The following is a 22607-nucleotide window of genomic DNA, read 5'->3' on the forward strand; positions in this document are numbered from 1 at the left end:
GTTCACACGACACTGCGCGTGTCCGTCCAGGAGCCCAGGAAAGGCCGCCCATGAATGCGACACCCCGCCCGTTCAAGGACTACCAGGACGAGATCTACCTCAACGGCCTGAGCGGCGTGGTCCCCGCGTTCCCCATGACCTACACCGACCTGGAGTCCCGCGCGCGAGCCGCGCTGCCGCCCTCGGTCCTCTCCTACGTCGCGGGCGGCGCGGGGGACGAGCGGACGCAGAACGCCAACGTCACCGCCTTCGAACGGTGGGGGCTCATCCCGCGCATGTTCGTCGGCGCCGCGGAGCGCGACCTGTCCGTCGACCTGTTCGGGATGACGCTGCCCTCCCCCCTGTTCATGGCACCCATAGGCGTCCTCGGCATCTGCGGGCAGGACGGGCACGGCGATCTGGCGACCGCGCGGGCGGCGGCGCGCACCGGGGTTCCGATGATCGCCTCGACGCTGTCCGCCGATCCGATGGAGTCGGTGGCCGCGGAGTTCGGGGACACCCCCGGCTTCTTCCAGCTCTACACGCCCACCGACCGCGCGCTCGCCGAGAGCCTGGTGCACCGGGCCGAGAAGTCCGGGTTCAAGGCGATCGTCGTCACCATGGACACCTGGATCACCGGCTGGCGCCCCCGCGACCTGAGCACCTCCAACTTCCCCCAGCTCCGCGGGCACTGCCTCGCCAACTACACCTCCGACCCGGTCTTCCGCGCCCAGCTTCCCGCCGACCCCGAGCAGGACATGCGCTCCGCCGTCCTGAAGTGGGTGCAGCTCTTCGGCAACCCGTTGACCTGGGACGACCTGCCGTGGCTGCGCTCCCTGACCTCACTGCCGCTGATCGTGAAGGGCCTGTGCCACCCCGAGGACGTCCGCCGCGCCAAGGACGGCGGCGTGGACGGCGTCTACTGCTCCAACCACGGCGGCCGCCAGGCCAACGGCGGACTGCCCGCGCTCGACCTGCTCCCCGAGGTCGTCGAGGCCGCCGACGGACTGCCCGTCCTCTTCGACTCGGGCGTCCGCAGCGGCGCGGACATCGTCAAGGCCATCGCGCTCGGGGCCACTGCCGTCGGGGTGGGCCGTCCGTACGTGTACGGGCTGGGCATCGGCGGGGCGGACGGGGTCACGCACGTGCTGCGCTCGCTGCTCGCCGAGGCCGATCTGCTCATGGCCGTCGACGGCTATCCGACGCCGGCCGACCTCACACCGGAGGCGTTGCGGCGGGTCCTCTGACCTCGACGGCCTCCGACGACTCCGACGACCTCGACGGCCTCGACAGCCTCGACCCGTCCAGGGCGATCATTGGACACTCGTGCGTTCCATGTGAGACATTAGTGTCTCATTCGAACTTGGAGCGTCACACCATGTCCCCGCAGCGTGATCCACGGCGCTGGGCCGTCCTCGCGATCCTCTCCGGCAGCCTGCTGCTGATCGCCATGGACACCACGATCCTGAACGTCGCCTTCCCCTCCCTCGTCGCCGACCTGCGGCCCAGCTCGGTGCAGCAGCTCTGGATCATCGACGTCTACGCCCTCGTCCTGTCCGGCCTGCTGGTCACAGCGGGCGCCCTCGGCGACCGGTTCGGCCGCAAGCGGCTGCTGCTCGTCGGCTTCGGCGTCTTCGCCCTCGCCTCGCTGGCCGCCGTCTTCGCGACGGCCGCCTGGCAGGTCATCGGCGCCCGTGCGCTGCTCGGCGCGGGCGGTGCTGCGATCATGCCCGCGACCCTGTCGATCCTGCGGGCGGTCTTCACCGACGCCCGTGAGCGCGCCCTCGCGTACGCGGTCTGGTCGGCCGTCTTCGGCGGCGGCATGGCGCTCGGCCCGGTCGTCGGCGGCCTCCTCGTGGAGCACGACGGGTGGCACTCGGCGTTCCTCGTCAACATCCCGGTGGCACTGGTGATCATCGCGCTCGGCCTCTGGGTCCTGCCCGAGTCCCGGCAGCCGCGGCAGGGCCGCTGGGACTGGTGGGGCGTCGGCCAGTCCGTCGTCGGCATGCTCGCGCTGGCCGGCGGCGTCAAGCAGCTCGGCAAGGGCGGTCCCGCCGACCCCGTGGCCTGGGCGCTCCTCGTGGTCGCCGCGGTCGCGCTCACGGTCTTCGTCCGCCGCCAGCTCCGCCTCGCCGACCCGCTGCTGCGGGTACGCCTCTTCGCCTCCCGCCCGTTCGCCATCGCAGCGGCCTCGATCTTCCTGGGCATGATCGCGCTGGGCTCGGCCCTTTTCCTGATCACCCAGTGGTTCCAGTACGGGCAGGGCTACTCCCCGCTGGAGGCGGGCATCCATCTGCTGCCCGCGCCGCTCGGCCTGGTCGTGACCTCCCTCGTGACGCCGGTCCTGATGCACCGGCTGCCGATCCGGCACGTCATGGGCGGCGGCCTGCTCCTGATGACGGCGGGCCTCGCCCTGCCCTGGTTCCTCCAGCTCTCCGGGCCGCTCGGCTACGGCGAGGTCGCCGTCGCGCTCGCCGTGCTGGGCTGCGGTGTCGGCATCGCGACGACCGCCGCCTCCGTGACGCTGATGGCCGCCACCCCCGCCGAGGACGTCAGCGGCGCCGCCGCCGTCGAGGAAACCTGCTACGAACTGGGCGCCGCCATGGGCGTGGCCGTCCTCGGCAGTGTCGCCACGGCGCTGTACCGCGTGAACCTGCCCGAGCTCGGTCTCGGCGGTGACACCTCGGCGGCCGTGGGCGACTCGATCGGCGAGGCCGCGCGGGTGGCCTCGGAGCTGACAGGACCGGCCGGCGCCGAGCTGCTCACGCGGGCCGCCGGGGCGTTCACCGACGGGATGACGCCCACCTTCCTGATGGCGGCCGCCCTACCGCTGGCCGCCGCCGTGCTCACCTGGGCGAAGATCCCCAAGGGGCTGCGGCCCACGGAGGACGCGCACGCGCACTGAGAACGCGCGCTGAGGCGGCCGGCTCGCCCCGTCGGTCACCGCCTCAACCGGATACATCCGCCCCGTTGTTCACGCCTATCATCTGTTCGGCTCCGGGCGCTCGCCCCCAACGGCGCGCCCGGAGCCGGCAGACGCTCCACAGCGAGAGGACAACGGGGACTTGAGTTCCACACGCAAGCGCGTCGCACGCAAACGCCGCATAGCCATGGCCGCGGTGGGCGCCGCGGCGGCCGTCGTGGCCGGGCTACAGCTTTCGCCCGCCGCGTTCGGCACCGACGACAAGGCCTCGGGGGCCACGCCCCCGCCGTCGGCCCCCGCGGCCCAGGCGGACTTCGGCGCCTCCAAGGCGGACGGGACGACGTTCAAGGACGGCGTCATGTCCCTGGGCCAGGCGCCCGCCGCCTCCGCCAGGCGCGCGGCGGCCGCCGCGCCGCACGGCGAGGGCTGGAAGTCGGGCGGCCCCGGCAAACTGCTCGGCACCGGCTACACCATCAAGTTCTACGACACCAAGGCCGTCGACTGGCTGGCCCCCTACGTCAAGAGGTCGGCCGCCGACCTGCGGCGCGTCACCAACCTGCCGATCACCGTCGACACCGAACCGGTCGGCTGGGACTACTCGAGGCCCAAGGGCGAAGTCGTCATCGGCCTGCTGCACCACCCCTGCATCCCGCCGGCCGACGGCGGCAGCACGGGCTGGAAGGTCGTCCGTGACGGCTCCGGCGTCAAGAGCCTGAGCTGCGGCTTCTACTCGTCCTCCGTCGCCGGGACCGCGACCAGCGGCCATGCGTACATCGACGACGAGTTCTTCACCGCGGACGGCAAGCCGTCGCCCGCCAAGGGCGGCGAAACGTACCTGCGCAACCACATCAGCCACGAGCTCGGCCACACGATGGGCCTCACCCACGCCAACCGCAGCGCGGCGCGCGGCGACTGCGTCAAGGGCACCGACTCCGGCCAGACCCCGGTGATGTGCACGCCCGTCAACGCCTACCAGGACAAGCGCGCGGGCACCTACGTCCAGCAGTACGACATGCAGGGCCTTCGGCACCTCGCCCGCGGCGGCGGTGCCGCGCTGCCGCCGCAGGGCAAGGTCACCGGCATCGGCGGCAAGTGCCTGGACGTCAAGGGCGGCAAGGCCGCCAACGGCACGCAGATCCAGCTCTACACCTGCAACAAGGGTCCCGGGCAGTCGTGGATCGTGCAGAAGGACGGCGCCATCCGCTCGCTGGGCAAGTGCCTGACCAATCACGGCAACGCGAGCACCAACGGCAACAGGATCACCCTCTCCGACTGCGCCGGCGGCGCCTCGCAGCGCTGGTCGGTGACGGCCAAGGGGCAGATCGCGCACGTCGCGTCCGGCAAGGTCCTCGACGTGACGGGCGGCTCCACCGCCAACAGCACCAAGGTCCAGCTCTGGACGGCCAACACGTACAAGCGGCAGATCTGGGTCACGCCCAAGTAGCGGGACACCCCACGCCCCGGCCGACGCCCCACTGTGCCGCCGACACCCCACGCCGCCGCGACGTCCGGCGGCGTGGGGCCTTCGGGCGGGCGGCTAGAGTCACCGCGAGCGACCCCGTTCCACCTGGGAGAACCTGGCACCATGGCCGTCGACGAACTCGACACCCGCATCCTGCGGCTGCTCCTCGAACAGCCCCGCACCAGCCTGCGCGAGTACGCGCGCCTGCTGGGCATCGCCCGCGGCACCCTCCAGGCCAGGATCGACCGCCTGGAGCGGGACGGCGTGATCACCGGCACCGGCCCCTTCCTCTCCCCCGCCGCGCTCGGCCACCCGGTGCTCGCCTTCGTCCACATCGAGGTCACGCAGGGGCACTTGGACGAGGTGGGCGACGCGCTGGCCGCCGTGCCCGAGATCATCGAGGCGCACTCGATCACCGGCGGCGGCGACCTCCTGACCCGCGTCGTGGCACGGGACAACGGCCATCTGGAGGACGTCGTCCAGCGACTGATCCAACTGCCGGGCGTGGTGCGCACGCGGACGGAGATGGCTCTGCGCGAGCGGGTGCCGCACCGGCTGCTTCCACTGGTCGAGTCGGTCGGCGGCACGGCCTCCGGCGGGCGCTGAGCCTCCCCCGGCTGCCCGACCTGCGCCTTTGGCATCATGGGCGGCATGAGCACCTTCGGCACCACCGCGGTCATCTTCGATCTCGACGGCACCCTCGTGGACAGCGAGCCCAACTATTACGAGGCGTCACGTGCCTTGCTCGCCGAGCACTCCGGCCGCGAGTACACCTGGGCCGACAACGAGCGTTACGTCGGCATCAGCTCCCACGAGACGCTGGCGCACTGGAGGACGGAGTACGGGATAGCGGCCACGGTGCCCGAACTCCTCGCCGACCTCGACCGCCGCTATCTGGCACTGGCCCGCGCCAAGACGCCCGTATACGCGGAGATGCGGAAGCTGGTGGAGCACCTGCACGACGCGGGGGTACCGATGGCCGTGGCGTCCGGTTCCTCGCGGGCGGCCATCGCGGCGATCCTGGCCGGTACGGGGCTCGACGCCTGGCTGACCACGTTCGTCTCGGCCGAGGAGGTGGAGCGCGGCAAGCCGGCGCCCGACGTGTTCCTCGCCGCGGCGGAACTGCTCGGCGCGGCCCCGTCCGACTGCGTGGTCTTCGAGGACGCGGCACCGGGCGCGGCGGCGGCCCACGCGGCGGGCATGCGCTGCATCGCGATCCCCTACGTGGCGGCGCACGCGACGGCCCCCTCCTTCGCGCAGGCGGCCCTCCTGTTCCCGGGCGGCCACGCCGAGTTCACGGCGGAGGCGGCGCTGAGGGCCCTGTAGACGGCGGGGTGCGGTTCTCCGGCGCCGGTTCGCCGTGGCCCTCGCGCGCGGCTGCCCGCACCCCTGACGCTCAGGCGGCGGCCTTGCCGACGACGGTGGGCGCCTCGTCACCGGCGAGGATGCGCCGCAGCTCGGCCGTGCGCTCCGCCGCGTCACCCCCGGCGAGCAGCGCCGCGAGGAGCGCGGTGCGCGCCTGGCCCGCGCGGAGGGTGCCGGTGAGGTTGGCCCCGGCGGCGGCGAGGTCGACGGCTCCGCCGTGGGTGTAGATCTCGGTGACCGGGCCCGCCTGGACGCGGGTGGTGAGGGCCACGAGGACCCCCCGGTCCACGGCGTCGGCGACGGCGGCCACGAATTCCGGGGTCGCGTTGCCCGCGCCGGTGGCGACGAGGACGACGCCCTGGGCGCCCGCCTGGACCGACGTCTCCAGGAGCAGCGGGTCGGCGTCGACGTGGTGCATGACCATGTCTATGCGGGGCAGCGACGCCTCGCGGGCGGGCAGCGGCAGGGGCGCGGGGCGCTCGGGGCGGTGCAGTACCGACACCTTGCCGAAGCCGACCTTGCCCACGCGCGGCCCCGACGGGTCGGCGAAGGCGTCGGCGGCGAGGGTCTGCGTCTTGACGGTGCCGCGCGCGGCGTGCACCTTGCCGTCGAAGACCACGAGTACGCCCAGGTCACGGACTGTCGCGGCGGTGAGCAGCGCGTCGTACAGGTTGCCGGGCCCGTCGCCGTCGGTGGCGCCGAGCGGCTTCTGGGCACCGGTGAAGACGACCGGGCGAGGGTCGTGGTGGTACAGGTCGAGCAGGAAGGCGGTCTCCTCCAGGGTGTCCGTGCCGTGGGTGACGACGATGCCGTCGACACCGGGGTCGGCGAGCACCTCGTGCACGGTGCGCAGCAGGGTGAGCTGCTGGGCGGAGGTCAGCCGCGGGCTGTTCACGTTGAACAGGTCGATGACCTCGGAGGTTATGCCCTGGGGTATCGCGGCGGTGGCGAGCACCTCGCTGCCGGGGGCGTCGGCGGCGAAGCCGGTGCCCTGCCAGCGGCTGGCGATGGTGCCGCCGGTGCTGATGACGACGATCCGTCGTTCCTGCGCTTCCACGTCCGCGTACCTCCCTGGGACCAACGAGGACCTCAGCCCCCGCAGCGGTGGGCAGCCTCGACGCAACGATAGATCGAACACGGCGCAATGTGCTTGCCGATATCCACCACTGTCGCAACATACAGGGTGGATAATCGCGCCATGGACGACATCGACCGCAATATCTTGCGTGAGCTTCAACGCGACGGCCGTCTGACCAATCAGGAGCTGGCCCAGCGCGTCGGCCTCAGCGCGTCCCCGTGCATGCGGCGGGTGCGCCAACTGGAGCTGGACGGTGTGATCCAGGGTTACCGCGCGATCGTCGACCCGGAGGCCGTCGGCCGCGGCTTCGAAGTGCTCGTCTCCATCGAGGTGCGGCGGGACCGCGAGACGGTCGAGGCGTTCGAGGCGGCGCTCCAGGACATCCCGGACGTCATCGAGGCGTACCGCCTGTTCGGCAGCCCCGGCTGCCTGCTGCGCATCGCCGTCGCGGATCTGGCCGCGTACGAACGGCTCTGGATCGAACGGCTCACGGCGCTCGCGGGCGTCACGGAGGTCAACTCGCAGATCATCATGAAGCGGATCAAGGAGCCGGAGGGCCTGCCGGTGGACGCCGCGCCCCAGAGCGACAGGAGCCGATGACCCGGCTCCGGGGGCCCCGGCCCCACCCAGATCTGGTCCAGACCTATTGACGACTGGTCTGGACCTGCCTAGCGTGACGCCTCGCACCCCGCACGTCTCCTCGCGAACCCTTCGAACCAGGGAGCACAGCGTGTTCGGTCGGACGTTACGCCTGCTGGGGTCGGCCATCGCGCTGGCCTGCGTCGCACAGCTACCGGCCGCCGCGGCGGCCCCCGCGTCGGCCCCTTCGTCAACCTCCGCCGCTCCACGGGCCGAGACCTGCGCGGTGAAGTCGAAGCCCGCCGGGAAGGTGCTCCAGGGGTACTGGGAGAACTGGGACGGCGCGTCCAACGGTGTGCACCCGCCGTTCGGCTGGACGCCGATCACCGACTCCCGCATCCGCGAGCACGGCTACAACGTGATCAACGCCGCCTTCCCCGTGATCCGTTCGGACGGCACCGTCCTGTGGGAGGACGGCATGGACTCGACGGTGAAGGTCGCGACGCCCGCCGAGATGTGCCGGGCCAAGGCGGACGGCGCCACCATCCTGATGTCCATCGGCGGCGCGACGGCCGGCATCGACCTGAGCTCCAGCAAGGTCGCCGACCGCTTCGTCGAGACGATCGTGCCGATCCTCCAGAAGTACAACTTCGACGGCATCGACATCGACATCGAGACCGGCCTCGTGAGCAGCGGCAACATCAAGCAGCTCTCCCCCTCGCAGTCCAACCTCATCCGCATCATCGACGGCGTGCTCGCCCGCATGCCGTCGAACTTCGGCCTCACCATGGCGCCCGAGACGGCGTACGTGACCGGAGGCAGCGTCGTCTACGGCTCGATCTGGGGCGCGTACCTCCCCGTCATCAAGAAGTACGCGGACAACGGCCGCCTGTGGTGGCTGAACATGCAGTACTACAACGGCAGCATGTACGGCTGCTCCGGCGACTCCTACGCCGCCGGAACGGTCCAGGGCTTCACCAAGCAGACCGACTGCCTCGACAAGGGCCTGGTCATCCAGGGCACCACCATCAAGGTCCCCTACGACAAGCAGGTCCCCGGCCTCCCGGCCCAGCCGGGCGCGGGCGGCGGATACATGGCCCCGAACCTGGTCACCCAGGCCTGGAACACCTACAACGGCGCCCTGAAGGGCCTGATGACGTGGTCCATCAACTGGGACGGGTCGAAGGGGTGGACGTTCGGCGACAACTTCAAGCGGCTGCGGTAGCGGGTTCGGTAGCGCGTTCGGGGCACAGTGTCACGGCCCGCCGCGCGGCGGCGGCCAGCGCCCGCCTGTCCGTGCCCCGCAGCGGGGCGTGCGCCGTGACGCGTGCGGTGAGGCCCTTCGCGGCGGCCACCCGGCGCAGCGAGACGGTGAAGTCCTCCTCGCCGAGGAAGGCGGCGGCCGTGCTGGGGGCGCCGCCCTGCCGGTAGGCGACCGTCACCGGCCGTACGGGCGCGCCCGCGTCGGCAGCCGCCTGGAACGCGGCCCGCCGGAAGCGCCCGCCCGCCTCGGAGCACCAGGTCGTCGCCTGGGGGAAGACGACGACCGAGGTGCCGCCGCGCAGATCGTCTGTCAACTCGCCTATGGTATGGGGAAGTTGGCGTGGACTGCCGTCGCGGTCGATGAATCGGGTCCCTGCTCGCCTGGCCAGGGGCCCGATCACCGGCCAGCGGCCCACCTCCCGCTTCGCGAGGACGACGACCGGTTCGACGGCGACCAGGGCAACGACGTCGAGCCAGGAGACGTGGTTGGCCACGACGAGGGTGCCCGCACCCGCCCCGTCCGGCGCGCTCAGCCGCCCCGGCGGCCCCGTTTCGAGGCCGACCCCGAGCGCCGCGAGTACCGCCCGCGCCTCCCCTCGCAGGGTGACGGGGTCGGCGAGCCGGCCGCCGCGCGCGGTGGCGCGGGTCAGGGTGTACGTCAACGCCGCGTAACGCCGGGCCAGTTCGGCCAGCGACACGCGCGGCTCGGGTTCGGTGACACAGCTCGCGGGACAGCCACGTTCGACCGACCACGGACTCATGGAACTCAACGAACTGATGTGGCTCATGGGACTCATCACGCGTCCTCGCCCAGGAAGTACCTGCGGTGCCGGGGGCTGAGGCGCTCCATGTCCAGGAGTACGAAGAAGTCGGCGACGTCGAACTCCGGGTCGTGCGCGGGGGCTCCGCACAGCCACGCGCCGAGGCGGAGGTAGCCGCGGAGCAGGGGCGGCAGGTCGGTGTAGGTGGGGCGCTCGGGGGCCGGGGCCGTGGGGGTCCAGGGGTTGCGGGGGTGCACGCGCAGCTCGGGCGGGGAGGCGTGCTTGCCGGTGCCGAGCAGCCAGGCGCCGGCCGCGGCCCGGCCGCCGTCGGCCAGGGGCACGGAGGCGCAGCCCGCCAGGTACCGGTGGCCGGAGAGCAGGACGTAGCGGGCGAGGGCGGACCACATGAGGTTGATGACGGCGCCGGAGCGGTGGTCGGGGTGCACGCAGGAACGGCCCGCCTCGACCAGGGAGGGACGCAGTTCCGCGAGGGCGCGCAGATCGAACTCGCCGTCGGAGTAGGACAGCGGGGTGCGGCCGGGCGGCAGCAGCCGGTAGGTCCCGACGACCTCGCCGGTCGAGGTGTCGGTGACGATGAGGTGGTCGGCGAGGTCGTCGTGGGCGTCGATGTCGTGGCCGGGCAGCGGCGTGCCGAGCGCCGCACCCATCTCCTCGCCGAACACCTGGTACCGCAGCCGCTGGGCGGCCCTGATCTGTTGGGTGGTGTCCGCGATGGAGATGACGTAGGAGCCGGCAGCCGTCGAGACGAGCGAGGTCGAGGGCATGACACTTCCGTTCTCGGGTCTGGGGACGCGGGTGCGGGGTGCACAGGGTGCGGGGGCGCTGCGCTTCACTTGAGGTCAGCCCGGCGGACGACACGCCGCGGTTCGGGGAGAGGTCGCGGGTGTGGCGGGGAGAGTCGGTGGGACCGGGACATGGGCCCCGGGCTGCGGTCACGCTCAGCACGGTGGCGGTGCCGCCTGAACTCCGCACCTCGGACGCACGTCGGCCAAGCGTCCGGCGCACGTCGGATGGGACCACCGGTGCGGAACATGGCGGACCCGCGGCCGGTGAAGGGGCCCGAACGACAGGCCCTGGCGGGGGCCTCTGCTCGTGAGGGGCCGCGCTCAGGCGCTGGTGCCGAGGCCCTCGACGACCTCGGCGTTCGGCAGCCCGGCGAAGACCTTGCCCGGCACGATCAGCTTGCCGCGCCGGGCGCCACTGCCGATGAGGACGTACGGCAGGTCGACGACGGCGGCGTCGACGAGGATCGGCCAGGCCACGGGCAGCCCGATCGGCGTGATGCCGCCGTACTCCATGCCCGTCTCGCCGGTCGCCGTGTCCATCGGCGCGAACGAGGCCTTGCGCGCGCCGAGCCGACGGCGGACGACGCCGTTCACGTCCACGCGGGTGCCGGAGAGGACGACACACGCGGCGAGCGTGGTCTCACCGCCGCGCTTGCCCGCGACGACGACGCAGTTCGCGGACTGGTCGTACAGTTCGGGCCCGTAGTGCTCCAGGAAGGTGGCGGTGTCGGCCCACTCCGGGTCGGTGTCCACGTGGACCAGCTCGTCGGCCGGGACGGCCCCGCTCCAGCCGCGAACGGCCTCCGCGACGGGTGCCACCAGCAGGTCGAGGGCCTCCTGGGCGGGACGGACGAGGTCGAAGTCACCGAGGGGAGCGCGCATGGCGGCACGCTAACAGGCCTCAGTGCGAGGCGGTCCGCGCGGGCGGCACCGAGACCGCCATGGTCATGTCGATCGGCTCGGCACCGTTGTTGCGGTAGCCGTGCGGCACGTCGGCCTCGAACGTGGCAGCCGTCCCCGCCGCGAGGACGTGCTCGACGCCGTCCACGAGGAGCGTCAACTCGCCCCGCGTGACGTGCAGGAGCTCGACGGTGCCCGGCGGATGCGCGTCGGAGTCGCTGCCCTCGCCCGGCAGCAGGTGATAGGACCACAGCTCGAAGGGGCCCCGCGCCTCGGCGCCCACCAGGAGCGTGCTGCTGCTGCCCGCCTCCGTGGCCCACATGCGCACCGCCTGCTCCGGGGGCACGAGCCGGACGTGGGAGCCCTGTTCGTAGTCGAGGAGCGTGGTGATGCTGACGCCGAGCGCGTCCGCGAGCTTGACCGTGATGCCGACGCTGGGGTTCGTCCTGGCCTGCTCGATCTGGATGATCATGCCGCGGCTGACGCCGGCCCTGGCCGCGAGGGCGTCGAGGGTGAGGGCCCGCTCGGTGCGCCGGCGCTTGAGGTTGCGCGCGAGCGACTGGGTGAGCTGGTCGAGGTCCGACACGTTCCGTCCAAAATGTGGGCCTGGATGGTTCACCACACTGTACTGCGACGTCCTGTCACGTCCCGTCACGCCCGACGGGGACGGCTCCGGCACGGGCCCACGGGGACGGCTCCGCGTCGGTCAGTCGTCCGACAGCTCTCCCAGCGCGACGAGCTGTTCCGGGGTGACGCCCTCGGGGATCGGTACCGGCGCCGGGGTCCGCAGCGGCGGCTGCCAGCCCCGCTCCTCGGTCCAGGCGCGGACGACACGGGCGGGCGCCCCCGCCACCACCGCGTGGTCGGGCACCTCGCCCCGCACCACCGCGCCCGCGGCGACCACGACGTTGCGGCCGATCCTGGCGCCCGGGAGGATCACCGCGCCCGTGCCGACCCAGCAGCCGGGGCCGATCTCCACCGGGTCCATGCGCGGCCACTGCTTGCCGATGGGGGTGTGCGGATCGTCGTATGAGTGGTTGGTGGACGTCACGTAGACGTAGGGGCCGAAGTAGCAGTCGTCCCCGATGGTGACCGCGGTGTCGGCGATGACGTGGCTGCCGCGGCCGAGCACGACGCCGTTGCCGACGCGGAGGATCGGGTCGGGTCCGAGGTCCAGGTCCGGCATCATCCCGGCGGTGAGCGTGACGTGCTCGCCCACGATGCAGTGGTCGCCCAGTCTGATCCACGGCTCCCCGAAGACCGTGCCCTGCGGGAAGGCCAGCTTCGTGCCCTCGCCGATCGCGCCGAACCGCAGCCGTCCGGGGTGCGCGGCGGTGACCGCGCCCGTCCGCTGCGCCCACGCCCAGCCCGTGTGGACCGCGCGCTGCGCGAGACGGCGCGGCACCGCGGCGAGGGATGAGAACGTGTTCCTGTTCTTCGGCACGCGCTCACGTTACTCAGTGACCCGGCGCCCCGGGCACCCCTGACCTGTGATCTTCACCCCACACGGCCGTGCCCGCGCCGGCGTCCCGTACCGTGCGCTCAGGCGTGACGACGTACCGAAGAGGGAGACATCCGATGGGCCACGAGGCACTCATCACCGGCATCGGCGGCAAGGACCCGAAGATCGACCCGGACGCCTTCACCGCCCCGACCTCCGTCGTGCTCGGCGAGGTGACGCTGCACGCGGGGGCGAGCGCCTGGTACGGGGCGGTGCTGCGCGCCGACGGCGGGCCCATCGTCGTGGGCGCCGACAGCAACATCCAGGACAACTGCAGCCTCCACGTCGACCTGGGCTTCCCCATCACCATCGGCGAACGCGTCTCGGTCGGGCACAACGCCGTGCTGCACGGCTGCACGGTCGAGGACGACTGCCTCATCGGCATGGGCGCCACCGTGCTCAACGGCGCGGTGATCGGCGCGGGGTCACTGGTCGCGGCCCAGGCACTGGTGCCGCAGGGCATGGTGGTGCCCCCGGGCTCGCTCGTCGCGGGCGTGCCCGCCAAGGTGCGCAGGCCGCTCACCGACGAGGAGCGCGAGGGCATCTCCTACAACGGCACGATGTACGTCGAACTGGCCAAGGCGCACCGGGCGGCGCACGCCGGGGAGTGACTCAGTCGGTGGCCGGCACCGGCTGCCGCTGCGGCTCGGCGGTGGAAGCGCCCGCGGCCCCCACGGTCGCGGCGGCCTCCACGGTCGCGGCGGCCTCCGCCTCGGCGGCGGCCTTGTTCGCCCGGCGCTTGACGAAGAGCATCGAGCCGACGCCGATCAGTACGGCGATGGCGAGCCCGAAGTAGGAGAAGCGCTTCAGCCAGTCCTCGGCGACCACGCCGATGTAGTAGATGACCGCGGTGGTGCCGCCCGCCCAGACGATGCCGCCGAGGACGTTGGCGATGAGGAACTTCCAGTACGGCATGCGCAGGACGCCCGCGAGGGGCCCGGCGAAGATGCGGAGCAGGGCGACGAAGCGGCCGAAGAAGACCGCCCACATGCCCCACTTCTGGAAGGACCGCTCGGCGCTGCCGACGTTGGCGGCGCTGAAGTGCTTGGGGAACTTCCGCTCCAGCCAGGCGAGGAGCGGACGGCCGCCCTTGCGCCCGATCGCGTACCCGATGGAGTCGCCGATGATGGCGCCCGCGGTGGCGCAGATGCCCAGGATCACCGGGTTGAGGTCACCGTGCTGGGAGGAGAGGAGCGCCGCGGAGACCAGGACGATCTCGCCGGGCAGCGGGATGCCCAGGCTCTCCAGGCCGATGACGATTCCCACCAGCGCGTAGATGCTGACGGCTGGTACCTGCTCCAGCCACTCCTGGACGTGCAACGCCGGTTCCTCCGTACGAAATGCCTGTGCGTGGACGCCGGGCAGCCTACCTGGACGAATCGACCACCACGGAACGCCGAAGCCCGGGACGCCTTCGCGTCCCGGGCTTCGGAGCCGATCTCCCCTGCCGCTTCAGCTGGGGTCGTTGGGACGCAGGGTCCAGACGACCCGCATCTCACCGGTCACGGCACCGTCCGCGCGCTGGATCTCGATCGTGACGGGGAACTCGGGGCGCTGCCCCGCGTCGAGCTCGGCCACGACGTCCTCGGCCGGCCGGCCGAGCGTCGCGGTGGCCGTCACGGGCCCCATGGCCAGCTTCTTGTACGCGATCTCGGCGCTGACGGCGAGCGGCACGGCCCGGGAGAGCTGGGCGCCGAACGCGGCGAGGACGATGGCGCCGCTCGCGGACTCCCCGAGCGTGAACATGGCGCCGGCGTGCGGTCCGCCGACATGGTTGTGGTACTCGCTCTGGTCGGGCAGGGCCACCACGGCCTTGTCCGGCGAGGTCTCCCGGAACTCGAGGTTCAGGCTCCTCGCCATCGGCACCGTGGCGGCGAGCATCTCGCCGATCGTCATCTGGTCTGCGCTCATGGCCGCGATGTTACTTACCGGTAGCCAAATTGACCAGGCCCCTCCACTCCCCGAACCCCGGCCCCCCTAGGCTGATCCCCCATGTGGCCAGGACAGCAGCCGCCCGGGGGCGAGCAGAACCAGCGCGACCAGAATCCGAACCCGTACCTGCAACCGGGGTACCAGCAGTCGAACCCGCAGGCGGGGCCGGCTCCGTGGGACGCGCCGACCATGCCCGCCGGGCCGGGGGCCGCGGCGCCCGGGCCGCCGCCCGGCAACGGCGGCAGGACAAAGGTGATCGCGCTCTGCGCGGCGGCGGCCGTGGTCGTGGGCGCGGGCGTGACCGGGTTCCTGCTGCTCGGGGGCGACAAGGACGACGCCGCGAAGCCGGAGCCGACGAAGACAGGGGCCACGTCATCGGCCGGCTCGGACAGCAACCCCCGCGACGGCAGCGGCGAGCCGAAGCCGACCGTGGCCGGCTGGCAGGTGATCACGAACCCGGCGCGGGGCATCGCCTTCGACGTCCCGCCCGAGTGGGCGCCCCAGAGCAAGAGCTGGGTCAACTACGTCGCCGATGACAAGGACCCCGAAGAGAAGCCGCTCGTCACCATGGGCGCGCCCGCGCTCCTCAAGGAGAAGTGGTGCGGCTTCGACGAGGACCGCAACGGCACGAAGGAGTACACCGCGCTCGCCGCCGCGGGCTCGCGCGGCAACAGGGGCGCCACGAGCACGGACGGCATCGCCCACAGGGACGCCCGTGACTGGATCTTCGGCGGATACACGCAGCCGTCCACGAAGGAGATCACCGTCGGCAGGCCCGCCCCGTACACCACCGCGTCGGGCCTCAAGGGCAGCCTGGTGACGGCCTCTTCGACGGGTGTCGAGAAGCAGGGCAAGTGCGACTCCGACGGCAAGGCCACCGTGTTCGCCTTCAAGAACTCCGAGGGTGAGTTCGCCTCCTGGTCCTTCACCGGGGCCAAGGACGTGCGGGACGAGGTCCCGGACGCCACCGTCGAGAAGATCCTCGCGACGGTACGCGAGTACGAGGAACCCGAGGACTGAGGAACCGTCAGCCGCATTCCTCCGGGCCCGCGAACCCGGCCCGGGGCGACTGCGGCCCCGCCGGACCGTCCCCGTATCGTGTCTGGCCATGTGGCCAGGACAGCAGCCGCCCGGGGGCGAGCAGAACCAGCGCGACCAGAATCCGAACCCGTACCAGCAGCCGGGGTACCAGCAGCCGAATCCGTATCAGCAGCCCGGGTATCAGGCGCCCAATCCCTATCAGCAGCCCGCGGCCGGGCCGCAGGGGCAGTGGAGTGTGCCCACCGTGCCCGCGGCGGAAAGCGGCGGCGGGGGGCGGACTCCGGGTGGCGGGGGCGGCGGGAAACGGGTCAAGGTGCTGTCGATCGTGGCGGCGCTGGCGGTGGTCGTGGCCGCCGGGGTGACCGGGTTCCTGGTGCTCGGCGGCGACAAGGACGACAAGAGCGACAAGGGCGGCAAGGACAGTGCGGCCGGGGCGCCGTCGGCGGCCGGGTCCGAGGCGCCGGACGCCGGTGACGGTGACGACGACGAGCGCGGCGCCGACGACGAGCTGAAGCCGACCATCAAGGGCTGGCACGTCGTGGTGAACCCCCGGTGGGGCACCGCCTTCGACGTACCGCCGGAGTGGGAGGTGCAGAACCCCGACTCGGCGATCGCGTTCGAGGACGACAAGACCGGCGAGCCGCTCATGACCATGTCGGCCCCCGCGTACCTCAAGCCCAAGTGGTGCACCACCGACGACGACAAGGACGGCGAGACCGAGGACCACGAGCTGGCGGCCGTGGGCACCAAGGGGGCCAAGGGCGCGAAGAACACCGACGAGGTCGCGCTCATCCAGGCCGGGTGGTGGGTCTACGCCGCGTACACCCAGCCCGACAAGAAGAGCTACACGGTCGACGAGAAGGCCGAGCCCTACACCACGAAGTCGGGCATCAAGGGCAGCATCGCCCGGGCCCGGTCCAAGGGCACGCCGGAGACGGGCAAGTGCGCCACGGACGGCAAGGCGATCACCTTCGGCTTCAAGAACTCGGAGGGCACCTATGTCTCGTGGAGCCTGTACGGGGCCAGGGGCGTCAAGGACGAGATCCCCGAGGACACGATCATGAAGATTCTCAGCACGGTGCGCACACACGGCGAGCCCATGAAGTCCTGACGGCCCATCACTGGTGGGGGAATCGTGGTGGCCTTTGCCGCTATCTCCGCACGTGTCCCCCACCAGCGGCCACCCGGCTCACCGCCCCGCGGGAGGGCCCGTGGCACCCGGCGTCCCGGCACCTCTATGGTTACTGGCCATGTGGCCAGAACAGCAGCCGCCCGGGGGCGAGCAGAACCCGCAGGACCAGAATCCCAACCCGTACCAGCAGCCGGGCTACCAGCAGCCCAACCCCTATCAGCAGCCGGGGTACCAGCAGCCGGCGGGCGGGTATCAGCAGCAGCCGCCCCCGGGCGGCTACCAGCAGCCGCAGCAAGGCGGCTACTCACAGCCCCAGCAGCCCCAGTGGTCCGCTCCGACGCCGCCACCGCCCCAGCCGGCGGGCGGCGGCCAGGGCGGTGGCGGCGGCAACAAGACGAAGATCACCGCCATCGTCGCCTCGCTGGCCGTGGTGGTGGCCGCCGGCGTCACCGGCTTCCTCGTCCTCGGCGGTGACGGGGACAAGGATGACGAGGCCGGTCCCGCGAAGCCCTCGAAGTCCGCGACCAAGAAGCCGAGCCCGACGGCCACCGGCGGCGGCAGCGAGCGCGGTGAGGGCGGCGAGGACAAGCCGACGGTCGACGGCTGGCAGGTCGTGGTGAACCCCAAGTGGGGCACCGCCTTCGACGTCCCCGCCGACTGGAAGGTCGAGACGCCGGACACCTTCGTCGGCTTCGACGACCGCAAGGACAACGGCACGAAGACGATCATCGGCATGTCCGCGCCCGCGGTCTACAAAGAGAAGTGGTGCTCGTCGGACGACGACAAGGACGGCGAGGCCAGCGACGTCTCGCTGGCCACGGTCGGCACCAAGGGCCAGAACGGCGCCAAGAACACCGAGGACATCGCGCGCAACGACTCCGCGTGGTGGGTCTTCGGCGGCTACACCGAGCAGACCAAGGCCGACAAGAAGAAGATCAAGATCAGCAAGGTCGAGGACTACACCACCAAGTCCGGCATCAAGGGCAGCCTCGTCACGTCCACGACGAGCGGCTCGGCCACCTCGGCCAAGTGCGACTCGGACGGCAAGGCGACCACGTTCGGCTTCAAGAACGAGGCCGGTGAGTACGTGGCCTGGACCCTCTACGGCGCCAAGGGCGTCAAGGACGAGATCTCCGACGACACAGTGAAGGAGATCCTCTCCACCGTGCGGTGGAGCGAGGCGGCGTCCGAGGAGTCCTGAGTCCGCGGGGCTGTCCCACCCGCCGGCAGAAGGACGGGCCCAGCTCTTCGGCCACGGGGACAAAACGGTTTGGCAAGTCGGCCCGGTGACGGGGATAGTCCCGGGGTGACGAATCCCGACGCCCCTCCGCGCGGCCGCCGACCCTCCTGGGCCGGCCGCAACTACACACTGCTGACCGCCTCCGCGATCGTGACGAACCTCGGAAGCCACGGGGCACTGATCGCGGCGGCGTTCGCGGTTCTGGACGCCGGCGGCGACGGCGGGGACGTCGGTCTGGTGGCCGCCGCGCGGACCCTGACGCTCGTCCTGTTCCTGCTCATCGGCGGCGCGGTCGCCGACCGGCTGCCGAGACACCACGTCATGGTCGCCGCCAACGCCCTGAACTGCCTCTCCCAGGCCGCGTTCGCCGTGCTCGTGATCGCGGGCGAGCCGCAGCTCTGGCAGATGATGCTGCTCGGCGGCCTCGGCGGGGTGGGCCAGGCCTTCTTCGGGCCCGCGGCCGAGGGCATGCTGATGTCCTCGGTCAGCGGCGAGCAGGTCAGCAGGGCGTTCGCGATGTACCGCATGGCGATGCAGGGGGCCGGCCTCGGCGGAGCCGCACTCGGCGGTCTGATGGTCTCGGCGCTCGGCCCCGGCTGGGTGCTCGCCGTCGACGCGGCGGCGTTCGCCCTCGCGGGCGCCCTGCGGATGTTCCTCGACGTCAGCCACATACCCGCGCGCGCCCCCGGCGGCGGCCTCCTGGCGGATATGCGCGACGGCTGGCGGGAGTTCACGGGCCGCCCCTGGCTCTGGGCCATCGTCGCGCAGTTCTCCGTGGTGGTGGCGGTGGTCGGCGCCGCCGAGTCGGTGTTCGGGCCGCTGGTGGCCCGGGACGAACTGGGCGGGGCGGGACCGTGGGGCCTGGCGCTCGGCGCCTTCGGGGCGGGCACGGTCGGCGGCGCCTTCCTGATGATGCGGTGGAAACCCCGCCGGCTGCTGTTCGTCGGCACCCTCTGCGTCTTCCCCCTCGCCGCACCCTCGGCGGCGCTCGCGGTGCCCCTGTCGGTGGCCGGGCTCGCCGCGGTGATGTTCGTCAGCGGCGTGGCCATCGAGGTCTTCGGCGTCTCGTGGATGACCGCGATGCACCAGGAGATACCGGAGGAGAAACTGTCGCGCGTCGCCGCCTACGACTGGTTCGGCTCGATCGCGATGGTGCCCCTCGCCACGGCCCTCGCCGGACCCGCGGAGTCCGCGTTCGGGCGCGGCCCGTCGCTGTGGGGCTGCGCGCTGCTCGTGGTCCTGGTGACGGCTGCCGTCCTGTTCGTCCCCGACGTACGCGATCTGACGCGCCGCACCAAGGACGTACCGAGCACCCCCGCACCGGGCCCCGCCGCCGCGTCGCTTCCCGCCGCGCCGCTTCCCCCGGACGTACCGCGCCCCGCCGCCGCGTCAGCCGATGCCGAAGGCCCCGTCGGGCGGCTCGGGTGAGGGCACCGCGTCCTCGTCGCGCACCGCTTCCGCGTCGCCGATGAGCCGCCGCAGCGCGTCCCCGTGCTCGACCCTGGCGGGGAAGGCGTCGCGGGCCGCACGCCGGGCGAGGGCGGCGATGTCGAGGGGTTCGTGCGCGGCGACGAGCACCGCGTTGCCGAAGCGGCGTCCGCGCAGCACGGACGGCTCGGCGATCAGCGCCAGTTCCTCGAAGACCGCGGCGAAGGTGGCGAGCTGGGAGCGGAGGAAGGTGAAGGGCGCGCCGTCGGCGAGGTTCGCGGCGTAGCTGCCGCCGGGCCGCAGCACGCGGTCGGCGGTCCGTGCGTACGCGAGGGTGGTGAGGTGCGCGGGAACGCGCGAGCCGCCGAAGACGTCCGCGATCAGGATGTCGGCGCTGTCGTCCGGCGCCGCGTCCAGCCACTGCCTGGCGTCGGTTCCATGTACGGAGATTCCGGCGCCGTCGGCCCACGGCAACTGCTCGGCGACCAGTCCGAGCAGCCCCCGGTCGGCCTCGACCACGTCCTGCCGGGATCCCGGCCGGGTGGCGGCGACGTAGCGGGGCAGGGTGAGGGCGCCGCCGCCGAGGTGGACGACGTCGAGCGGGTGCCCCGGCCCGGCCGCGGTGTCCAGGACGTGCGCGAGGCGCCGCGCGTACTCGAACTCCAGGTGGGTGGGCTCGTCCAGGTCCACGTACGACTGGGGGGAGCCGTCGACGGTGAGCAGCCAGGCCCGCGGGCGGTCGACGTCGGGCATCAGCTTGGCGACGCCGTGATCGACGGTACGCGCCACCGGAATGGCCTCGTCCGCCACCACTTCGCCCCCTTGGTCCCCGCACTCGTCGTCCACGTGCCCTATTGTGCCCGTCCGCCCCGGGGGCCCGATGTCCCCGGGGCGGACGTGACGGAGCGCGACGCGGCCCGCCGGGCGAGGCGACGTGCCGGGCGAGGCGACGTGCCGTCAGGTGACGGGCCCGTCAGGCGACCTCCGTCACGGTGCCGGCGCCGACCGTGCGGCCGCCCTCGCGGATCGCGAAGCCGAGGCCGACCTCCAGCGGCATGTCACGGCCGAGCTCGACCGTCATCGTGACCGTGTCGCCGGGCCGGGCCACGGCCGCGTCGCCGAGGTCGACGTCGCCGACGACGTCCGCGGTGCGGAGGTAGAACTGCGGCCGGTACCCCGTGGCGACCGGCGTCGTACGGCCGCCCTCGCGCGCCGACAGGACGTACACCTGCGCGGTGAAGCGCCGCCTCGGGGTGACGCTGCCCGGCGCCGCGACCACGTGGCCGCGGCGGACCGCGTCACGTGGCAGCCCGCGCAGCAGCAGCGCCACGTTGTCGCCCGCCTGCGCCTCCTCCATGGGCTTGCCGAAGGTCTCCAGGCCGGTGACCACCGTCTCGGTGTCCGCGCCGAGGACCTCCACGCGGTCGCCGAGGCGGACGGTGCCGCGCTCGACGGCGCCGGTGACGACGGTGCCGCGGCCGGTGATGGTCAGCACGTTCTCGACGGACAGCAGGAACGGCGCGTCGAGATAGCGCTCGGGCATCGGCACGTACGTGTCCACCGCGTCGAGCAGCGCCTCGATCGTGGCGGTCCACCGCGGGTCGCCCTCCAGGGCCTTGAGCCCCGAGACCCGCACCACCGGTACGGAGTCACCTCCGTACCCGTGCGTGGAGAGCAGGTCGCGGACCTCCAGCTCGACGAGGTCGATGAGCTCCTCGTCCCCCGCGTCGGCCTTGTTGAGGGCGACGACGATGTGGTCGACGCCGACCTGGCGGGCGAGAAGGACGTGTTCGGCGGTCTGCGGCATGATCCCGTCGAGCGCCGAGACGACGAGGATCGCCCCGTCGAGCTGGGCGGCCCCGGTGACCATGTTCTTGACGTAGTCGGCGTGGCCCGGCATGTCCACGTGCGCGTAGTGGCGGGTGTCCGTCTCGTACTCGACGTGCGCGATGTTGATGGTGATGCCGCGCTGCGCCTCCTCCGGCGCGCGGTCGATGCGGTCGAAGGGCACGAAGGTGCCGGTGCCGCGCTCGCTGAGGACCTTGGTGATGGCGGCGGTCAGGGTGGTCTTGCCGTGGTCGACGTGCCCCATGGTGCCGATGTTGAGGTGCGGCTTGGTGCGGACGTAGGCCGTCTTGGACATGGCGGTTCCTTCTCCGGAACTCGAAGCTGTTGCCCGGACCGGCGGCGGTGCGCACGGTCGGGACGGGGACCCCGGGGCCGGACCGACCCTCCCCCTGCGGGGTCCGCCGGAGTGTCCGGGGAGGGTCAGCTTCGGGCGCCGTCGAAGGCGTCGGGAGTCGGGACAGCAGCCTTCGCAGCGCCCGCGACTGCGGGCGTGGCTGCGAGGAAGGCGTACCGGAACATGGGCCTGATCCTCGCCGAAGAGGACGCCCACGTCGAATGATTTTCCCGCGGTTTCATGGCCTTCCCGGGGGTTTCATGGCCTTCCCGCGGTCTCAGAGGTCTCCGAGGTCTCAGAGGTCTCAGGGGTCTCAGAGGCTTCAGAGATTCTTCGTGGCTTCCCGCACGGAGAGCGGCGCCAGCCTGCCCCGCTCCCGCTCGACGAAGGCGCGTACGGCCTCGGGGTCGGTCTTGGCGTACTCCCGCAGGCACCAGCCGATGGCCTTGCGGACGAAGAAGTCGGGGTGGCCCGACTGCCGCCGGCAGTAGGCGAAGAGGCGCTCCGCGTCCGTGGACTCCTTGCGGCGGAGCTGGTGCAGGAGGGCGGTACGGGCCACCCAGAGGTTCTCGTCCTCGATCCACGCGTCCATGGCGGTCGCCAGCCGTGGGTCGGCGGCGACGAGTCCGCCGACGACGTGCGCGGCGAGCGCGTCGACGGTGTCCCACCAGGGGTTCGTCGTCACGAGATGGCGTACGACGGGCAGGAAGCCGGACGAGCAGCGGCGGACGTGGCGGCGCAGGTAGTCCGCCGCGAAGTAGGCGTATTCGCGTTCGGGCAGCGCCCAGCAGCGCAGCGCGACGGCCGCGCAGTCGGCCTCGTCGGGGCGTGGTGTCCCGGCGAGGACGGTCCGGGCCAGCTCGCGGCGGACCGGCGAGGCCAGGCCGAGGAAGGGAGCGACGTCCTTCATGTACGCGCGCATCCGCTCGGCGGACCGTGGATCGGCCGCCGCGGAGTACGCGGTGACGAGCCGTTCGAGCACGGTGTCGGCCAGGTCACTTCGCGGGGCTGTGACGCTCATGAGACGCACCCTAC

General features: G+C 72.1%; 23 protein-coding genes. 12 read left to right on the top strand and 11 right to left on the bottom strand.

Features of this window, described 5'->3' with window-relative positions; all coding sequences use genetic code 11:
* Window positions 1-50 precede the first annotated feature (50 nt).
* The 5 genes from ACRAKF_RS07255 to ACRAKF_RS07275 all read left to right on the top strand — a co-directional run bounded on the left by ACRAKF_RS07255 (window position 51) and on the right by ACRAKF_RS07275 (window position 5690).
* Window positions 51-1226, top strand: coding sequence for an alpha-hydroxy-acid oxidizing protein (locus ACRAKF_RS07255; protein WP_447036089.1), 1176 nt, complete (start codon window positions 51-53; stop codon window positions 1224-1226).
* Between the two features lie 131 nt (window positions 1227-1357).
* Window positions 1358-2884 carry an MFS transporter gene (locus tag ACRAKF_RS07260; protein WP_447036090.1) on the top strand — a complete coding sequence of 509 codons (1527 nt, stop codon included), beginning with the start codon at window positions 1358-1360 and terminating at the stop codon, window positions 2882-2884.
* Window positions 2885-3044: 160 nt separating this feature from the next.
* Complete coding sequence (locus ACRAKF_RS07265; protein WP_447036091.1) at window positions 3045-4346, top strand: ricin-type beta-trefoil lectin domain protein; 1302 nt, start codon at window positions 3045-3047, stop codon at window positions 4344-4346.
* A 141-nt stretch (window positions 4347-4487) separates the two neighbouring features.
* On the top strand, window positions 4488-4970 hold the full coding sequence (locus ACRAKF_RS07270) for an Lrp/AsnC family transcriptional regulator (protein WP_447036092.1): 483 nt from the start codon (window positions 4488-4490) through the stop codon (window positions 4968-4970).
* A gap of 45 nt (window positions 4971-5015) precedes the next feature.
* Window positions 5016-5690, top strand: coding sequence for an HAD family hydrolase (locus ACRAKF_RS07275; protein ID WP_447036093.1), 675 nt, complete (start codon window positions 5016-5018; stop codon window positions 5688-5690).
* A gap of 70 nt (window positions 5691-5760) precedes the next feature.
* On the opposite strand, the gene ACRAKF_RS07280 is transcribed toward ACRAKF_RS07275, so the two are convergent.
* Window positions 5761-6786, bottom strand: a complete 1026-nt coding sequence (locus ACRAKF_RS07280) for an asparaginase (RefSeq protein ID WP_447036094.1) — start codon at window positions 6784-6786, stop codon at window positions 5761-5763.
* 141 nt (window positions 6787-6927) lie between these two features.
* Between ACRAKF_RS07280 and ACRAKF_RS07285 the strand changes: the two genes are divergently transcribed.
* Both ACRAKF_RS07285 and ACRAKF_RS07290 read left to right on the top strand, forming a co-directional pair.
* A complete protein-coding gene (locus ACRAKF_RS07285; protein WP_447036095.1) occupies window positions 6928-7407 on the top strand; it encodes an Lrp/AsnC family transcriptional regulator in 480 nt (159 codons plus the stop codon).
* A gap of 130 nt (window positions 7408-7537) precedes the next feature.
* A complete protein-coding gene (locus ACRAKF_RS07290) occupies window positions 7538-8611 on the top strand; it encodes a chitinase (RefSeq protein WP_447036096.1) in 1074 nt (357 codons plus the stop codon).
* Here ACRAKF_RS07290 and ACRAKF_RS07295 read toward each other — a convergent pair.
* From ACRAKF_RS07295 to ACRAKF_RS07315, 5 genes are all read right to left on the bottom strand, one after another.
* Window positions 8595-9410: a lysophospholipid acyltransferase family protein gene (locus ACRAKF_RS07295; protein WP_447036097.1), complete on the bottom strand. Its 816-nt coding sequence runs from the start codon at window positions 9408-9410 to the stop codon at window positions 8595-8597. The two genes, ACRAKF_RS07290 and ACRAKF_RS07295, sit on opposite strands and share 17 nt — an antisense overlap.
* Window positions 9411-9445: 35 nt before the next feature.
* Entirely contained in the window at window positions 9446-10195 is a 750-nt protein-coding gene (locus tag ACRAKF_RS07300; protein ID WP_447036098.1) for a GNAT family N-acetyltransferase, read from the bottom strand.
* 342 nt (window positions 10196-10537) lie between these two features.
* Window positions 10538-11098: a YbaK/EbsC family protein gene (locus tag ACRAKF_RS07305; protein ID WP_447036100.1), complete on the bottom strand. Its 561-nt coding sequence runs from the start codon at window positions 11096-11098 to the stop codon at window positions 10538-10540.
* A 19-nt stretch (window positions 11099-11117) separates the two neighbouring features.
* A complete protein-coding gene (locus tag ACRAKF_RS07310) occupies window positions 11118-11702 on the bottom strand; it encodes a helix-turn-helix domain-containing protein (protein ID WP_447036101.1) in 585 nt (194 codons plus the stop codon).
* A 120-nt stretch (window positions 11703-11822) separates the two neighbouring features.
* Window positions 11823-12560, bottom strand: coding sequence for an acyltransferase (locus ACRAKF_RS07315; RefSeq protein WP_447036102.1), 738 nt, complete (start codon window positions 12558-12560; stop codon window positions 11823-11825).
* A gap of 134 nt (window positions 12561-12694) precedes the next feature.
* Here ACRAKF_RS07315 and ACRAKF_RS07320 point away from each other — a divergent pair, with 134 nt between their 5' ends.
* Entirely contained in the window at window positions 12695-13228 is a 534-nt protein-coding gene (locus ACRAKF_RS07320) for a gamma carbonic anhydrase family protein (RefSeq protein ID WP_447036103.1), read from the top strand.
* Between the two features lies 1 nt (window position 13229).
* On the opposite strand, the gene ACRAKF_RS07325 is transcribed toward ACRAKF_RS07320, so the two are convergent.
* The gene (locus tag ACRAKF_RS07325) at window positions 13230-13937 is read right to left on the bottom strand and encodes a DedA family protein (RefSeq protein WP_447036104.1); all 708 of its coding nucleotides are present in this window, start codon (window positions 13935-13937) and stop codon (window positions 13230-13232) included.
* Between the two features lie 132 nt (window positions 13938-14069).
* Complete coding sequence (locus ACRAKF_RS07330) at window positions 14070-14528, bottom strand: DUF4442 domain-containing protein (RefSeq protein WP_447036105.1); 459 nt, start codon at window positions 14526-14528, stop codon at window positions 14070-14072.
* Between the two features lie 81 nt (window positions 14529-14609).
* Here ACRAKF_RS07330 and ACRAKF_RS07335 point away from each other — a divergent pair, with 81 nt between their 5' ends.
* The 4 genes from ACRAKF_RS07335 to ACRAKF_RS07350 all read left to right on the top strand — a co-directional run bounded on the left by ACRAKF_RS07335 (window position 14610) and on the right by ACRAKF_RS07350 (window position 19390).
* Window positions 14610-15569, top strand: a complete 960-nt coding sequence (locus tag ACRAKF_RS07335) for a hypothetical protein (protein ID WP_447036107.1) — start codon at window positions 14610-14612, stop codon at window positions 15567-15569.
* Window positions 15570-15657: 88 nt separating this feature from the next.
* A complete protein-coding gene (locus ACRAKF_RS07340; RefSeq protein WP_447036108.1) occupies window positions 15658-16701 on the top strand; it encodes a hypothetical protein in 1044 nt (347 codons plus the stop codon).
* Window positions 16702-16840: 139 nt separating this feature from the next.
* Window positions 16841-17923 carry a hypothetical protein gene (locus ACRAKF_RS07345; RefSeq protein WP_447036109.1) on the top strand — a complete coding sequence of 361 codons (1083 nt, stop codon included), beginning with the start codon at window positions 16841-16843 and terminating at the stop codon, window positions 17921-17923.
* A gap of 105 nt (window positions 17924-18028) precedes the next feature.
* A complete protein-coding gene (locus ACRAKF_RS07350) occupies window positions 18029-19390 on the top strand; it encodes an MFS transporter (RefSeq protein ID WP_447036110.1) in 1362 nt (453 codons plus the stop codon).
* Here ACRAKF_RS07350 and ACRAKF_RS07355 read toward each other — a convergent pair.
* The 3 genes from ACRAKF_RS07355 to ACRAKF_RS07365 all read right to left on the bottom strand — a co-directional run bounded on the left by ACRAKF_RS07355 (window position 19352) and on the right by ACRAKF_RS07365 (window position 22593).
* Window positions 19352-20143 carry a spermidine synthase gene (locus ACRAKF_RS07355; protein WP_447041853.1) on the bottom strand — a complete coding sequence of 264 codons (792 nt, stop codon included), beginning with the start codon at window positions 20141-20143 and terminating at the stop codon, window positions 19352-19354. The two genes, ACRAKF_RS07350 and ACRAKF_RS07355, sit on opposite strands and share 39 nt — an antisense overlap.
* A gap of 220 nt (window positions 20144-20363) precedes the next feature.
* Window positions 20364-21533: an elongation factor Tu gene (tuf, locus tag ACRAKF_RS07360; protein WP_447036111.1), complete on the bottom strand. Its 1170-nt coding sequence runs from the start codon at window positions 21531-21533 to the stop codon at window positions 20364-20366.
* Window positions 21534-21894: 361 nt separating this feature from the next.
* Window positions 21895-22593 (bottom strand): DNA alkylation repair protein, encoded by a 699-nt coding sequence (locus ACRAKF_RS07365; RefSeq protein WP_447036112.1) that lies wholly within the window; start codon window positions 22591-22593, stop codon window positions 21895-21897.
* Window positions 22594-22607: the final 14 nt, after the last annotated feature.

The organism is Streptomyces sp. DSM 118878 (genome assembly GCF_052936595.1).